The organism is Candidatus Vicinibacter proximus, assembly GCA_016713905.1.
Taxonomy (GTDB): domain Bacteria; phylum Bacteroidota; class Bacteroidia; order Chitinophagales; family Saprospiraceae; genus Vicinibacter; species Vicinibacter proximus.
On sequence record JADJOE010000002.1, the window covers coordinates 484,253 to 499,390 of the forward strand.

The window sequence follows — 15,138 nt, forward strand, 5'->3', positions numbered from 1 at the left end:
GAGAACCTCCGATATCGCAAACCCTTTGTTATGCGTTCGTGCAGTTGTTCGCTCAAGAAATAATTGATTGAAGTACTTTCGAAAGCTTATTTGATACAATGTCTGAATATTCATCCCTATCAAGTCAACTTGTTATACGATAAGTGAAGTGCTCTTGCTGCAACAAATAAAGCAACAATTCCAGACAGGACTCGCAAATGTTCACCGAACACCCAATTGTTTACCAAGTTCAATGTTTTAAATGATTCTAATGTTATATCCTTACTCCAAAACAGATAGTTATTTATCGGAAGGAAATAAAACATGGTGAACAGAAATGCACCCAAAGTAAGGACAAGGTGGATACTCAGCAGTATTTTAATCCGCTTGTCGGATTTCAAGTATGCAAAAAAGCTAATTACCGACATCAGTACCGAAGCAGGAACAGCTATCCGAAAGAAATGCCCAGGGTCTGCGTTAATGAAAAACGTTCTATAATTGGTTAGTGATTCTACACTTCCATCCCTCCAATTTGACATTACGACAAAAAAATCAAATAAGTGTCCAGTTAAATAAACTGTAGAAATTAAAGTGTTAAGCCAGAGAATAATTCCTTTTGTCATGTTGATTAATTTTAGTTTGTCCAAGTAAATTTAGTGCACTTTGTTTTAATTTCTCACCGTCGCCCAAGCCATGAAGCATAACGGTTTTGGCATAGACGCTGCACCGCCAAACCCTGAGCAACCAAAAATAAGAATTAAGTCATTATCTTAGGTAAAAATTAAAAGAGAATGATTTAAGATGCATGGCGGGGTAGAGCCTATGCCGTGTTGTGTGTAGTTTTTATGGATACTTTTGATTTTCTTTGTCATAATTGTCCTTAAAGAAAAACACAGACAGAATTTAAGAGGAGCATGTTGTAATTAAGGTTTCAGAATTTTAACTAACATAGTGCCATTCTTATTATTTCTTTCTAACCAGAGCTTCAAAGCAGACTGCGCCATTTCCATTGAATCATATATATTAAAATTACTGTAGCAACCTGATTCATTCTCACACTCATTTTCAAACTTTTTAAAAATAGCTTTTGACATATTAGATAATTCAACTTGAGTACAAGTCTTTTCCTTAATCTCTGTATACTTGATAACCTTATTTTGTGAAGAACCTGCATCTGTTACAGGGTTATAGAAGAAGAAATAGTAATACTTTTTGACTAATGAAGTATCACTTTTTAATTCATTCATTTCATTAGGTTTAAGATTGAGGGTCAATATTACATTATTAAGTGATTGGTCAGAATTGAGGTATTTACTAAATAATAAATCAAACTTATTTTTGTCATTGATAACCTTTTTCAATGTCTGCTCAAGAAAGGTGTAATTGGTCATAACCGCAGGTGATTGTAGCAGTGCTTTAATCCACTCCCACATTTTATCTTCCCCAATATCTCTTTCAATAGCTGCAAAAATAAGTGGTGCGTAATAGTAAACATATAACTCCCGATCCAAATAATCGGTCTTTGAGCGAACCTTATTGATTTGTACAGGGTTAAAATTGCGCATTGCTCTGATTTTCGATTGTAGTTTTTCATGGTAAAGGCTGTCGCTAATCAACTTGCGGGTAATATCCAGTGCCAAAAATTCAGCGAAGCCTTCGGATATAATGTCCTCTATTTCTGAATTGAAGTTTCGTACAGTTCCAAAATAATAATGCGCAAGTTCATGAGCCATAAATTGCAAGAAAGCTGTCCCTTTGCTTTTGCTTGCAAACGATTTCATGCCTTCATCCCAGCCTACCTTAACAATGGTGGGGTAGGAAGCAAATAACCATGAGTTATTTCTGGATACCGGTGTGGTTTGGATATACACTGTTTTTCCTTTATATGGAATAGCTAATTTATGTTCTAAATATTTTTGATAAGAAAGAAGAGTTTTGTCCAATTCAATGAGTTGCTCCTCATCCGCATCGGGGTTAAGAAAATAATCGCCATTTATAGATACTGAATTATAATCGCCGACAAACATTGTAAGATCCTGTGAAGTGTTGCTTGTCACCTTAGCATGTGTGCCAGATATAGGTTGGCTGCCATTTATATATATTACCTTGCAATCACTACATGATATATCCAGTTCATAAGTTACTTTTTCATACCTCGTATCTGTTTTAACATCGTAGAGTATCGGGCACCAAGCACTTTGGATGCCATCGGCCCGCAGCGTTGTACCATTGAACGCAATGTTTCCTCTCCAGTCTACCACACTTGTGGTATCTGTAATAACTGGATACATCCCTACATAATTGAAGCGGATAGCATGTGGAAGGTATTTGCCAGATTCAGTCAATGCACTAATATAATAGGCAGATGATTCCCCAGAAGAAAACGTGTCCTGTAGAGATCGTTCATAGTTGAGTGGTGACATGAATGGCTCTGCATTCTTAATATAGCGGATATTCATACCAGAATTTAGTCGCAAATAATAATCGTCTAGTCGTGGCATGTTTGACAATGTTAGATCACATTCAATTGTACCTTTTTTAACAGAAATTGTTACCTTGCCCTGCACATGAGGAATGGTATCCTGTGCAAATATGGTCATTTGAACCAGTGAAGAAATGAACAAACTAATGATATATTTTTTCATACAATTTAACGATATAAAAAATGGAAATTAGTGAAGAATAGTAGTAGCGTTTGAATAAAATATAACGAATATGTCAAGCAAAAATATGCACAACGTCAAGTACACCTGCCATACAACCGATAGGGAGTATGGTCATGGTGTACATTGTTAGCGATTGTATTCATTTATCTCTTATATACAAGTCATATCTAGTTAAAGTGTCTAATTGAGTTTCTTTTAAATAATTTTCGAGTTTCTTTCTGTATTTTCTTCTCATTTTCTCTCTATCGGTTATGCCATAAATTGTTTGTAAAATTGATTTTTGAACATTAAGATTGAAATCATTTACTTTCATCATGTCAATTAAGTGATTCACACTTTTTTCGGTTCCACTAGTTCTTAGTATTCCAAGCATTCTGTAGAAATATCTTTGACCTGTATAATCGTCTATCCGTTTGAGAATTTCATTTTCAATTATTTCGCCTGAATTAAAGAAAGATGATAATACTCTATCTCTTAATTCTTCATAGTTTGTTGTATCATCAAATATTTTTAAATAAGTTTCTTTTAATTCATATTTTTTATTTTCTAAAAATTCTGCCTCAGCCTCGATGCAGTGGTAAAAGTTTTGCCAATTATGTTTAGGATTGTTTCTTTTTTCATCTTTTTGTTTCATTCTATTCAGAACAAAATTTAGTGAATCTTGAAGTGTTTTGAGATTAGCAAATCTGAATTCTTGACTAAGGTTTTCAATATCGAATCTGGAAGATAGCATTCTTAAATATGAATTCGTGTCCAATTCAATCGAGTGAGTATAGCTGATGAATCTTCTTCTATCCTTTAATAGTGATACCCATAATGTGTCTGCACAATTACAGCTTCTAAATTCAATCTCAGACATTGTTCCCATTTTGGCAATTAATTCATTTGACTTTTTTTCAATAACCTTGTGGTCGAATTCTTTATAAAATGACGCAATTTTCACCTCAGCACACAACTTCTCGTATTCAGATTGTCCAGTAAGCTGACCTATCCAAAAGATTGAAAGTAAAATAAAAGTGAGATTTTTCATTCTATATAATCGCTAACGGTCGAGTGTATGCGTCGTGGCGGCGTTTAGCCGCCATGATCGTCATACACTTTGTTATCAGATGTGAATTCTCTATTTCAAATTAATGTTTACATACATCTATTCTTGTTGATTTTGCAAGATCATTCAAATTAATTTTAGTTGATTTTAACCAATTTATTCTGGAATATAACTTTATTCTTATTTAAAATTTGCAATAAATAAATGCCTGAAGAAAGTTCTGAAAGATCTAATTCATTAAATGTTTGAAGTGAAAAATAGTAAGTAAGTTGATTCCCAGTGAGATTTGTCACTCTAACGACTCTATTTTCTTTATATTGATTCCCATTATATTTAATTATTACTTTATCTTTTGTTACAGTTGGATAAACATCAAATAATCTTTTACTGGTTAAATCTTCCTTAACTCCATTTAATGTGCTATCACAACGATAGTTTGAAGGCGGGTAACCATAATGTGGTTGAGTTGGTATAGATGAGAAGTTAAATCCAGGTAGTGTAACCCCATGTTGAATTATTTCGGATGCTTTTCCAGGACAATCTGGTTTATTTATTACATGCAAGTTATAAGTACTGCTTGTGGCACTAATGTATATTCTACCATCAGGTGCCAGAGCCGATAAATAAAATACTGTTCCATAAGGATTGCGAAATCCATCATATTGAGCAATATCTATTCTAGATGCTTCAATATTTGAAGATTGCATATCAAATTGGATTACTTTATAAAGTGGACTTGCGTATAGATATCTTGAATTTGGAGAAAAAGACAATCCGGTAACATGAAATGTATCTTGATTAAACATAATTCTAGGTCTAGGACTGGATAATTGTCCTGTACTATCATTAAAATCATAAATATTCAATCCATTCCATTTATTCATTCTGGCATAGTGCTGGCCATTTGGACTAAATACAGCTTGTCCTTGTCCATCAAGGTCTGACCAACGTTCTCCAAGACATTGAAGTGATGGCTTATTTACTCCATTTTCGTCTACAAGAAACACAAAGTAACAATTAGTATGAGATTTTGGAGCAATGAGCCAAAAGTCCTTCTTATTGGCATGACGACAGGCTACTAAGCTGGCCCTACCAAGTGTATCATATAATGCAATTTGATTCTTTAATACCACCTCACCCTTACCGGAGTCTCTTGTCATATCTACAATATGATACATTACCCTCTGAGGGGCAAATGCAGCAAATGAATCTATACCGAAGTAAGGAATATCAAAATCAATATTGAATATATAATAATAATCTTTTCTGCCAGGGTATTCCGTGATGACACAACCAGGAGAGGTTGGTCCATAGAATTCATCGCATTCACTAAATTTAGCTGCACCTGGATTTATGGTATCTCCATTTTTCATTATTTCAAATTTAGCATTAGCAACCCAACATGAGTTAGTATAAAAGAGTAGTTTGCCTTCTATGTCAGAAATACTTGAATTAGAACCAGCGAAATCTATTCCTGGGTCAATTAATGAAACTGACACACTATCATTAAAGCGCACCAAATTCCCATCAGTTGTATTTCCTAAGATCCAAGTAGCATTACGTTCTTTTTGACAGTAAAGCAAAGAATGAGTTATAATGATGGGAAGAATTAATATTCCGACCCTTCGTGCAATTTTTTTAATGAGAAATTGCATTATTTAAGTATTACAAATTTACTTACCGTTATATTTCCTGAAATATCAGTAGTGACAAGTAAATATATTCCATTACTAAAATTAACTCTATTGTGAATGTCTATTGGATTATTACTTGATTCAATTTTTTGACCAGACAAATTATATATCTCGTATAGATATTCTGTAATAAATTGATCTGATTTAATTGCTGAATTCAACATTAAATTGCTAAATAAGCCTTCTTGATTAGATTGATTATTGGATCCAATTAATGGGTTGTCACCTAGATATATAAATGTTTGATCTCCATATGGAATATCAATTTGCTCATGACAAAATTCATAAAAATTGGAATAGCAATAAGGCAACAGGTTTCTTGCATTTATCACTGCAAATCCTCCAACAGTAGGACATTGTTCAGCAATACTATTCAGGATTCCTCCCTGACTTTCTTTAATCCTTCCATCCTGATACCTAAGAGAATTCAAAAATATATTTAAGTATGCCTTTTCATTGGTTTCATAAATTGATATTGCGTTAATGAGTTGTAATTGATTTAGAGCCAATTCTAATCCAAAATAAAAATCAAGTTTTGCTTGGGAATAAAAGGAATCTAACTGCAATTGATGATATAAATATTGTTGTGCTAATATAGTTCTCTGCAATATAACACTAGAATCTGGTTCGTCAGATATGGATAGTAAACTGTCTAATTCAGCAATTTCAGAAGAAATTAATAATTGATTGTTTAAGTTGCTATTAATGTTAGCACTAATTGATTGGCTTAACTGGTATGCATCATCAAAAAGTTTTTCAGCCTTGACCAAATACCCAACATTGGTATTTACATTGTTATTATAAAATGTCTGTAAAACAGGGTATAGTTGAATTAATTCAGGGTAAAGAAATAATTTTCGAAATAACGTATTGGCGCTTGGCACAGTGGCGGATTTCGGAGCACAAAACCGTCAATACACCATCCCCAAAAACTTTGGGGATTGATTCGAGGTAGAATGTTCAATTAACCAAGTCACCCGCCATTGAGCCAAACGCCTGTTATAGGGCGTTTTTATTCATTGTCAGTTTCAAAGTGGTTAATTGTTTGTCTATACTCCTTGTCCCAAAGTCTATACGAAAAATAAAAAATTGAGATTATCATTAGTCCATAAATAACATATAATGGCCTGCCAACTAAATCTCTAAATGAATTGTAAAATGAGATATTATAGAATTGACATAAATTGTGAATTGTTGCTATGAAACTTACAAAAATAAGAACTCGAACTAAAACATATCCTGAATGCGCAAGAAGCGTCTTTTTGTTTTTTGGTGTCTTATAGAAAATTTCGAGAAATCGTCCCTTTTCATTAAAATATAGTTCAGAGACAAAGTCTGTCAGGTTATTTGAAGTGGATTTGATTTGTGTCGGACTATACTTAAACGTATAGTAATAAAATGCATAGATTATAATCCCAACAATAATTACATTAGATATAATTAAACCAGTCCATCCAACGCCAAAAAATTTGTATAAAGGGTTTTGTTCTCCTGTCGGGTTGTCAAAAAACCAAAGGCTTGTTGAATAGAAGTCACAACCTCTCGAAAAGAGAAGGATGAACGTCAGAAGAAAAAATTTAAGTTTCATAATATATTTTATTTAATTGTTTCTTTTGTTGTCGTTCTAAAATGCCCTATAACGTTTGGCATATGCGGCGGCCTGACCGAATGGGAAGGCTGATCGTCATATGCATTGTTATGTAGCGTATTTCCATTTATAAATTCATTGCTAATATTACCCCTAGTCCAAAATAATGATTGTTTCGAGGCACATCTCTTACAACTTTGTTAATTCCATAGTATCCTTTCAATCCTGTTGAAAATGATTTACTACCAATTGAAATTTGCCTTGCGACACTTAATGACAATGGGATTGAAAGTTTATTAAATTCGCCAGAAATTAAGGTTTCATCTCGCGTTTCCTTTTCTGTTTCACCGTTTGTAAATTTCGTTATTTGTCTTGTATTATTTGATATATTAACTCCAAGTCCAATTTCAGGTAAGAAATAAAACTTCCCAAATTTGATTATCACCCCAATTGGAATGAAAAGATAATTATAATTATGAATGAATTTTACTTCTTCAATTCCCTGCTGTCCTCCAATTTCAGATTTTTCTAACTCACCGGTATTGAGATATCCTAAACCTAATGATGGCTTAATCTTTCCTTTTGTATTATATTCAATTCTTATTAAAGCATTGTGACTTAATTTGTATTTTTCATTTGCCACTTCATCAGTAATTTTTGAACAATTCGGTGAGTATTCAATACTTAATAAGAATTTATTTTCTTGAGCAAGCAATCGTTGAGCTGAAAATATAGATAATACTGAAATCAGAATATTGATTGTGTTTCTTTTCATTATTATATGTTTTTATGCTACATAACGTTTTGGCGCTTGGCGAAGAAGCGGATTTCGAAGCACAAAACTGTCTGCCAGCACTGAACTTGATACGAAGCATAAAGCTTCATTTAAGCACTGAACCCGCTTTTTTGCCAAACGCCTGTTACCTGCCGTTTTTCTTGTCATTTCGTTAATTTTCTCGTTTCTAAGTCGCAGTCAAATTTAATTTCTTGTTTGATTTTGTCTGTCAATACTTTGTTCTCAATAAGAATTTCTACTATGCCTTTTCTGTGAATTGCACAATTCATTTTATTGTATAAAATTTCAAGTGGTTCTTTACATTCTTTTGTCTTGTTGGCTTTGTAGATATACGAGTATATTCCTGCTAATTGCTCAATTTTATGTTCGCTTTTTGTCTTATTTGCAGTTTCGCTTAATAGCTTGAAGTCCCCATTTTTGTAGTTAGAAACTAAAATTTCTAAATAGTCAATCGGATTTTTAGAGTTTTGTATTTTGTCCAAAGCAAAGTTTCTAATGTCTTTGCTTTTCAAATGTTTTAATGCGTAAATAGCATATTCAACTATTCTGTTTTTACTTGTCGGCTTTTGCTTTGCCAAGTCTAAAATTATTTGACTATCGTAAGGAAATTTGTAAAAATCAAAAATATCTAGCAGTCTTTCAATATTTGATTTATCCGTTTCGCTAATGAGTTGTGTGGCAACTAGATTTATTTCTTCGTCTGTTAAGTTTCTTTTTCGTCTGAATGAGATAAATGGTTTACTGTTCAGTATTTCATCAATAATGTCTTTGTATTTTGTTGGTTTTGTTTTGTGCTTTTCTTGACTTGCTTTTGTTCGTTTTATATTGTCAAGATAAATGCGAATGAACTTGTTCGTCCTGGCTTTCTTTTTAAGTTCTTCGTAAACTTTTATGCTTTCGTTTTCTTCCTGAAAACGCCTAATTATCCAATCGTCTTGCCAATCGTCAGGATTTTGTTCAATGTATCTTCCGAATTTTTCGCTTACATAAAACAGTCCGTTTAAACCGTCTAGTTCTAATATTTCATAAGCTCCAACCCAATCCGAACCTTCAATCGGGTTGATTAAAAATCTGTCATAAATTGCTTGCTTTAATTCGGTGTCGTTTTGTTGAGCATAAAGTTTGGCAATGGCAATTAAATGTGTCAAATTCCAAGTGTTATCTTGCTCAGTTGCTAAACCTTGTAAAACAGCCTTCCGAATTTTGTCCTTCTGGTTTGAGATAGAGATTATGTCAAAAATATATTTTGCTCTGTCATCTTCACTTTGTCCGTCATAAGCGTAAATATTCAGAGCACCTTTGATAATGTGATTTGAAAAGTCAATTATCGGATTGTCTTTCACTAATAAATACGCTTCGCCTGTCCCACGTTTTAGTGAGTTGAAAAATTGTCGTTTTATGTTTGATGTGTCGGTCATTTAAAATGGCAGGTAACGGTTTGCAGATTTGCGATGGGCGGGATTTTTATCACTAATTTTTATGCGGAGCACAAAACTTTCGGCTACCACTAAACTGTCTGCGGAGCACGAAACCCCGCCTATTGCAAATATGCTGTTAGTGGCTGCCGTTCTATGTCGTCCGCTATTTATTTTTCATCCAGTAGTCTGCATATTCAATTACTTTTTTGTCGAGTGTGTCATTTGCTTGTTGTCTAAAAGTAGAAATAATTTTCCTTGTTTCGTCTGTGCCAAATGAAGTTAATGCTTTAAATGCGTCTGCTCTAAAGACATCTATTTCACTTTTGTCAAGTAGGATTTTGGTAAGCGTTGGGGTCGCTGGTGCATATTTTATTTTTTCAAGTCCACCGATAGCATAACGTCTATATTTCATTTCTTTGTCAGCAATATTTTCAGTTACAATTGGTCCGATTTGATAGCCTGCTTCTAGTATTGGTCTGTCGATATACTCTTCTGAAACAGATTGGTTATGAAAAACTGAATAATAATGAAAAGCACATTTTTTGTCAACCACTTGTCCTACTAAAAAGTAAAATGCTATTGCAAAAAGTGCTGTAATAGCAGTCGTCTTGTAGTTCTTGCTCAGCAATTGTCTAACTGCAAAAACTGTCACGTTTGAAACAACTAACCAAAAAAGAGTTTTGTAGTAAAAAATTAAATTGAGAGCAATGTCAAGCATTAAAGTTTCTTTCCCTTTTGGAAACCAGGCATAATTGTCTGTCCCTGTCAGAAACCACCAAAGTCCAACCACAAAAATTGAGATCAAAATGTAAGATAATATTTTCTTGATTGCTGTCGTCATACGGTTGCCACTAACGGATCGCAGATTTGCGATGGGCGGGTTTTCCAGCACAAATGCTTATTCGAAGATACAAATTTTCTGTAACCACAAAACTGTCTCCGGAGCTCGAAACCCCGCCTATTGCAAATGTGCTGTTATGGGCTGCTTTTCTATTCTTCGTCATTTATTTCTTGCTTAAAGGTCAGCTTTCTATTTGTCAAGTCAAAGTAATGGTGAAAGTCAATTGTCCAGTCAGTATCAGGTTTACTAATTACTCCAAAAAGTTCTATTTTGTCTTTGTCTAACTTGTTAAACCAATAATTGTGGAAAATTGCAATATCCATAAAACCCTTGTCACTATACTTTGAAAACTGCTCTTTTCTGAAAACGGTGTCCAAAAGTATTTGCGACTTTTGTTTAATTGTCAATGCTATTTCTGCATCTCTATACTTGTCGATTTGCTTTTTACCGTTGTCTTCATATTCATTTACTACATAGCTGTCAAGGTCTATCCGTATGATTGTAACTTGCAATTGTTTGTCGGCTATTAATGTGTCGAATTTTTCAGTTGCTTTAGTCTCTGGAAGAAATCTTTCTGAATTGATATTTGTTAAAGAAACTGTTGAACTGTCGGCAGTTTCAACGTCTGTCGATTTCTTGTCTGTATTTGTATTACAAGCAATAAGTAAAAGTGTCAATGTTGAAATTATTATGCTGTTTCTCATTTGTGTCGACTGTCTAAAGTTGCCCATAACGGTTCCGGGCTTTGCGTTCGGGCGGGTTTCGGAGAACAAAACTGTCAACCAGCACGAAACTTGAATAGAAGCACAAAACTCCAAGTTTGCACGCCACCACGCCTGACGCAAAACCCGTGTTATATGCCGCTTTTCTTTTCATTTTCAGCGTTTCTCTTTATGTGTGTCAAAACTCGTTCGTGTATGTTGTGAATGATATGGTCACTCCAAATTTGCCAATAAAATGTCGGTCTTATGTTGTGATAATACCAAGTTGTGCCTTCTAAAAGCGTGTTTCCGTTTGGCAATTCTGTCAGTTTGAATTGTCCTTGTTTAGAAACAAAATAGTCGTGTAAGTGAGGAGCGTCAATGTCCCAAAAACTTAATTCTTTCATTGGTTCGGGTTGTTCTACTACGTCAAATTTTAAAAGTCGTGGTTCGTCCCAAACGGTTATTGGTTCTACAAAACTTCCTGTCGTGAAGTTGCAATGTCTAACCGCTCCAACTCCTGTTCCTTCAATTTTTGCGTTTATTGGATATGCAATTCCAGTCTTAAAAATAAATTCGGTCGGCTCGTCAAGTTGCGGAAACTCAACAACGTTTTTCCAAACTGTCTGAGGGTCTGCGTTAATCTCTATTGAAGTTACAACCGAAGTCAAAGTCGGTTCGTTGTCTTTTTCTATAAACGCCATTGTCGGAATGATACCGATTAAAATTAGCATTGTCGTTGGTGCGTTGTTTGGTGTCTTGTTGACTATTGCATAGCCAATTAAACTCCCAACCCAAGTCAACAAAAGTCCAATTGGTGCAGCCATTGCAATGCAGATTACACCTTCAATTGCAAACACTAAAAGTCCTGCCGTAAAAATTCCAAGTGTCAAAAAGCCAATTTGCCACGCTTCCTTTTTTGTTATCTCTTTTTTCAGTCCGTATAAAATTGTCGAACCCGCACCAATCAATAGAGGTGTTAAAATAAACAAGGCAATTCCATATTGTCCAATTCCGTAAATGCCCCAAATTGTCAAAAGTCCTGAAATGATAACAGTCAGTCCGACCGAAATCCATTTTCGTTTTTTGTCGTCAGTTGGCAATATATTTTCTATTTGTTCTTTCATTGTCGTGTCGTCCTAAAGTGGCATATAACGTTCCGCAGATTTGCGATGGGCGGGTTCCCCAACACAAATGCCCATTCGAAGATACAAACTTTCTTGAAACCAAAAACTTTTTCGGAGCACGAAAGCCCGCCTATTGCAAATGTGCTGTTAGCGGTTCGTTGGCCTTTCTCGTTTGTCATTGCCTTTGAATGTTCTTTGTCATGTCACTCCCATTTTAAACAACTAATTGGCCAGTTGAATTCGCAACATACAGGCAGTCCATCTTTTTGTCCCGCTGTCCAGCCATTCATTGTCAAAAGTTTTTTCTTTAATTCGTCTTTACAAAATGAGGTCAAATTATGTTTTGGAAAAGTTGCGCCAATTACTTTTCCATTGCTGTCAATAGTCAAGATTATAATCAAACTTGCAATTATTTCGGTGTCACGCTTTATACAGTCACCAATAATTGGAACCAATTCTTTCATCAAATAGTCAGAAAGACCTTTAATGTCTTTGTCATATTTTGGCATTACTTCAACATAACTGTAAACAGTATCACATCCGTTACTCTGTCCAAAGGATTTTGTAACTGTCAATAGAAATACAACTGTCAATATTTTAAGAAAGTGTTTCAAGTTGTCCATTTGTAATTATTGTATCTAATGTTCAATTGTCAAGTTGTTGGGGCGTTCGTTACAATGACCGCTAACGCTTCGCGGGCAGGCCCAGTTCGGGATTGGTGATCGAAATCTTTCAGCCGACGACGAAGATACAAAGAAACGAAAAAGCTCAGCTTTCCAAAATACCCGAATTGCGCTTGTCCGCTGTTAGGTGCTGCTCTCTAGTACATTGTGTGACAGTCGCCAATTGCAAATCGAATCTTTGTGTCCAAACCAAATCCATCAATATCGGGATAAATGCTTCCTTCTCTAATTCCAAGAAAGTGAAGCGTTCGTTGTATTTCCTTTCCAACTTCCTGGCTAAATTCCAATTTATGAATCCACCTAGGATTTGTTTTTCCCTTTCCTTTTCGCTTTCCTTCAAATCCGATATCAAACTCTTCTCGTGGATCTTTGTGAATTGTGAATAAACCGCCTTGTCCGGCAATTCTATTCGTAATAACGGGAGTGTAAACTATCTTATAATCATCAGTTTCAAATGGATCAAGCGTCGTCGTATAAGCATCTAAGTAATTACAATCGTGCAAAAGATATATCGCTCCTCCACTTGGGTTTAAAGGAAGTAATGTTCCATCATATTTAATTTTAGGCTCAGTGGCGAAAAATGCTGCGACTAATGGACTATAGGTCCAATCCAACAATCGAGTTGGTAAACTGTGATGCTGACCTAAAGCAAGCCAAACCCAATCATTATGAGGTATTTTTCGCAGTTCACCGTAAGTCTTATGTCTGTATAAACTCAATAACTCCCTTTCATGTCTTACTAACTCCGATAATGGTTCATGTTGGAATTCCTTCAATCTTCCGACTGATGGAATTAATTTGTGATTCTTTCTATCAGTTACACCTCGGAAAATTACGTGACCGCATTGATATTCTTCTTTTCTAAGAATTTTCAAAAGATGATCAAATGATTTTATTTCAATATTTTCCATATTCCGAGATGTTTTAAAAAATGCTTACTTAAAAGAAAATACTTATAAAGAGTTGCACCTAACGTTTGGCATATGCGGCGGCCTGACCGAATGGGAAGGCTGATCGTCATATGCATTGTTATGTAGCGTATTTCCATTTATAAATTCATTGCTAATATTACCCCTAGTCCAAAATAATGATTGTTTCGAGGCACATCTCTTACAACTTTGTTAATTCCATAGTATCCTTTCAATCCTGTTGAAAATGATTTACTACCAATTGAAATTTGCCTTGCGACACTTAATGACAATGGGATTGAAAGTTTATTAAATTCGCCAGAAATTAAGGTTTCATCTCGCGTTTCCTTTTCTGTTTCACCGTTTGTAAATTTCGTTATTTGTCTTGTATTATTTGATATATTAACTCCAAGTCCAATTTCAGGTAAGAAATAAAACTTCCCAAATTTGATTATCACCCCAATTGGAATGAAAAGATAATTATAATTATGAATGAATTTTACTTCTTCAATTCCCTGCTGTCCTCCAATTTCAGATTTTTCTAACTCACCGGTATTGAGATATCCTAAACCTAATGATGGCTTAATCTTTCCTTTTGTATTATATTCAATTCTTATTAAAGCATTGTGACTTAATTTGTATTTTTCATTTGCCACTTCATCAGTAATTTTTGAACAATTCGGTGAGTATTCAATACTTAATAAGAATTTATTTTCTTGAGCAAGCAATCGTTGAGCTGAAAATATAGATAATACTGAAATCAGAATATTGATTGTGTTTCTTTTCATTATTATATGTTTTTATGCTACATAACGGTTTGGGGCTTGACGCAGTGGGGGAATTAGAAGTGCAAATGTTCAATAAACCACAAAAGTTTAATAGAAGTACAAATGCTGAATTTACTACTTCTGCCCCCATTGCGTTCAAACCCCTGTTAGCAGCTGCCCATTTTCTGTCTATTGTTTTCCGATTTTATTTTGCTAATAGTCCACATACAATTCCACCAATTAGTCCAAGTCCAAGTATTGGTGCATATTGTTTGGTTACAATAGCGTCTGGCAAACTCAAAACAAGTCCAACAAGACCACCTTTAAGCCAATTAGGAATTGGAAGTTCCATATTAAAAATAATAAAGCCAATTGCAAATCTGCTTATAAATGAAGCAGTCATTGCTCTTGTTTTGTCTTCAAATGTCATAAAGAACATTGGAATTATTGAAACTATTCCAAAAATTGTTCCTGCAATAAGTCCTTTGATAATATTATTCATCTGTCTATTTTTTTAGTTCGTAGGCTTCTCTGAGCCAAGTTAATAATTCCTTGTCTATGTCTTTGGTTTTTGTCAACTTGATTGTATGGTGAAAACGATTTGTAGAACCTTGTTCTATTTTTGATACTCTGTCGCTGGTCAGTTTGTAGTTTAAATGAACTTCAAGGTTAATATAGTCTTTACGAGTGTATACGCCTGCAAATCCAAATCTGTTTCCAAGATGAATGCTTGTCTTTTTCGGTTCAACTTTTATTTGTCCGAATTTGTGTAGTTCAGTGATTAATTTCTCGTAAATGTCAGTTACGATTTGCTCTTTGTCTTTTAAATGGTCAAATTCTGTATATTCCATTTTATTGTCTGTTTGTAATTGTCGGTATACGTCTGTTTGGGTTGCTGCTAACGGTTTGCAGATTTGCGATG

16 protein-coding genes are annotated in these 15,138 nt (G+C 34.4%); all 16 read right to left on the minus strand.

Annotated elements, in window-relative coordinates:
• Positions 1–119 precede the first annotated feature (119 nt).
• A complete protein-coding gene (locus IPJ83_08360; GenBank protein MBK7880553.1) occupies positions 120–602 on the minus strand; it encodes a DUF1772 domain-containing protein in 483 nt (160 codons plus the stop codon).
• Between the two features lie 300 nt (positions 603–902).
• Positions 903–2,624 (minus strand): hypothetical protein, encoded by a 1,722-nt coding sequence (locus IPJ83_08365; GenBank protein ID MBK7880554.1) that lies wholly within the window; start codon positions 2,622–2,624, stop codon positions 903–905.
• A gap of 160 nt (positions 2,625–2,784) precedes the next feature.
• Entirely contained in the window at positions 2,785–3,675 is an 891-nt protein-coding gene (locus tag IPJ83_08370; GenBank protein MBK7880555.1) for a hypothetical protein, read from the minus strand.
• A gap of 155 nt (positions 3,676–3,830) precedes the next feature.
• Positions 3,831–5,348, minus strand: a complete 1,518-nt coding sequence (locus IPJ83_08375) for a T9SS type A sorting domain-containing protein (GenBank protein ID MBK7880556.1) — start codon at positions 5,346–5,348, stop codon at positions 3,831–3,833.
• Positions 5,348–6,271 (minus strand): T9SS type A sorting domain-containing protein, encoded by a 924-nt coding sequence (locus tag IPJ83_08380; GenBank protein MBK7880557.1) that lies wholly within the window; start codon positions 6,269–6,271, stop codon positions 5,348–5,350. Before IPJ83_08380 ends, IPJ83_08375 begins: the two co-directional genes overlap by 1 nt.
• Before the next feature lie 831 nt (positions 6,272–7,102).
• Positions 7,103–7,750 carry a hypothetical protein gene (locus IPJ83_08385; GenBank protein MBK7880558.1) on the minus strand — a complete coding sequence of 216 codons (648 nt, stop codon included), beginning with the start codon at positions 7,748–7,750 and terminating at the stop codon, positions 7,103–7,105.
• Between the two features lie 164 nt (positions 7,751–7,914).
• Positions 7,915–9,189 (minus strand): hypothetical protein, encoded by a 1,275-nt coding sequence (locus IPJ83_08390; GenBank protein MBK7880559.1) that lies wholly within the window; start codon positions 9,187–9,189, stop codon positions 7,915–7,917.
• Between the two features lie 163 nt (positions 9,190–9,352).
• Positions 9,353–10,030 (minus strand): hypothetical protein, encoded by a 678-nt coding sequence (locus IPJ83_08395; protein ID MBK7880560.1) that lies wholly within the window; start codon positions 10,028–10,030, stop codon positions 9,353–9,355.
• Between the two features lie 10 nt (positions 10,031–10,040).
• Positions 10,041–10,193: a hypothetical protein gene (locus tag IPJ83_08400; protein MBK7880561.1), complete on the minus strand. Its 153-nt coding sequence runs from the start codon at positions 10,191–10,193 to the stop codon at positions 10,041–10,043.
• Entirely contained in the window at positions 10,180–10,848 is a 669-nt protein-coding gene (locus tag IPJ83_08405) for a DUF4738 domain-containing protein (protein MBK7880562.1), read from the minus strand. The genes IPJ83_08400 and IPJ83_08405 overlap by 14 nt, the downstream gene beginning before the upstream one ends.
• Before the next feature lie 35 nt (positions 10,849–10,883).
• Entirely contained in the window at positions 10,884–11,858 is a 975-nt protein-coding gene (locus IPJ83_08410) for an SRPBCC family protein (GenBank protein ID MBK7880563.1), read from the minus strand.
• A 203-nt stretch (positions 11,859–12,061) separates the two neighbouring features.
• Entirely contained in the window at positions 12,062–12,481 is a 420-nt protein-coding gene (locus IPJ83_08415) for a hypothetical protein (GenBank protein MBK7880564.1), read from the minus strand.
• A 197-nt stretch (positions 12,482–12,678) separates the two neighbouring features.
• Positions 12,679–13,452 carry an FRG domain-containing protein gene (locus IPJ83_08420; GenBank protein MBK7880565.1) on the minus strand — a complete coding sequence of 258 codons (774 nt, stop codon included), beginning with the start codon at positions 13,450–13,452 and terminating at the stop codon, positions 12,679–12,681.
• A gap of 137 nt (positions 13,453–13,589) precedes the next feature.
• The gene (locus IPJ83_08425; GenBank protein ID MBK7880566.1) at positions 13,590–14,237 is read right to left on the minus strand and encodes a hypothetical protein; all 648 of its coding nucleotides are present in this window, start codon (positions 14,235–14,237) and stop codon (positions 13,590–13,592) included.
• A gap of 184 nt (positions 14,238–14,421) precedes the next feature.
• The gene (locus IPJ83_08430) at positions 14,422–14,718 is read right to left on the minus strand and encodes a hypothetical protein (GenBank protein ID MBK7880567.1); all 297 of its coding nucleotides are present in this window, start codon (positions 14,716–14,718) and stop codon (positions 14,422–14,424) included.
• A 4-nt stretch (positions 14,719–14,722) separates the two neighbouring features.
• Positions 14,723–15,067: a hypothetical protein gene (locus IPJ83_08435; protein MBK7880568.1), complete on the minus strand. Its 345-nt coding sequence runs from the start codon at positions 15,065–15,067 to the stop codon at positions 14,723–14,725.
• Between the last annotated feature and the right edge of the window lie 71 nt (positions 15,068–15,138).

What these genes read in the sequence shown, in the direction of transcription:
- IPJ83_08365 (MBK7880554.1), bottom strand. Translation starts at nt 2,624, where the DNA reads ATGAAAAAATATATCATTAGTTTGTTCATTTCTTCACTGGTTCAAATG.
- IPJ83_08425 (MBK7880566.1), bottom strand. Translation starts at nt 14,237, where the DNA reads ATGAAAAGAAACACAATCAATATTCTGATTTCAGTATTATCTATATTT.
- IPJ83_08430 (MBK7880567.1), bottom strand. Translation starts at nt 14,718, where the DNA reads ATGAATAATATTATCAAAGGACTTATTGCAGGAACAATTTTTGGAATA.
- IPJ83_08375 (MBK7880556.1), bottom strand. Translation starts at nt 5,348, where the DNA reads ATGCAATTTCTCATTAAAAAAATTGCACGAAGGGTCGGAATATTAATT.
- IPJ83_08360 (MBK7880553.1), bottom strand. Translation starts at nt 602, where the DNA reads ATGACAAAAGGAATTATTCTCTGGCTTAACACTTTAATTTCTACAGTT.
- IPJ83_08395 (MBK7880560.1), bottom strand. Translation starts at nt 10,030, where the DNA reads ATGACGACAGCAATCAAGAAAATATTATCTTACATTTTGATCTCAATT.
- IPJ83_08415 (MBK7880564.1), bottom strand. Translation starts at nt 12,481, where the DNA reads ATGGACAACTTGAAACACTTTCTTAAAATATTGACAGTTGTATTTCTA.
- IPJ83_08420 (MBK7880565.1), bottom strand. Translation starts at nt 13,452, where the DNA reads ATGGAAAATATTGAAATAAAATCATTTGATCATCTTTTGAAAATTCTT.
- IPJ83_08435 (MBK7880568.1), bottom strand. Translation starts at nt 15,067, where the DNA reads ATGGAATATACAGAATTTGACCATTTAAAAGACAAAGAGCAAATCGTA.
- IPJ83_08400 (MBK7880561.1), bottom strand. Translation starts at nt 10,193, where the DNA reads ATGACGAAGAATAGAAAAGCAGCCCATAACAGCACATTTGCAATAGGC.
- IPJ83_08390 (MBK7880559.1), bottom strand. Translation starts at nt 9,189, where the DNA reads ATGACCGACACATCAAACATAAAACGACAATTTTTCAACTCACTAAAA.
- IPJ83_08370 (MBK7880555.1), bottom strand. Translation starts at nt 3,675, where the DNA reads ATGAAAAATCTCACTTTTATTTTACTTTCAATCTTTTGGATAGGTCAG.
- IPJ83_08385 (MBK7880558.1), bottom strand. Translation starts at nt 7,750, where the DNA reads ATGAAAAGAAACACAATCAATATTCTGATTTCAGTATTATCTATATTT.
- IPJ83_08410 (MBK7880563.1), bottom strand. Translation starts at nt 11,858, where the DNA reads ATGAAAGAACAAATAGAAAATATATTGCCAACTGACGACAAAAAACGA.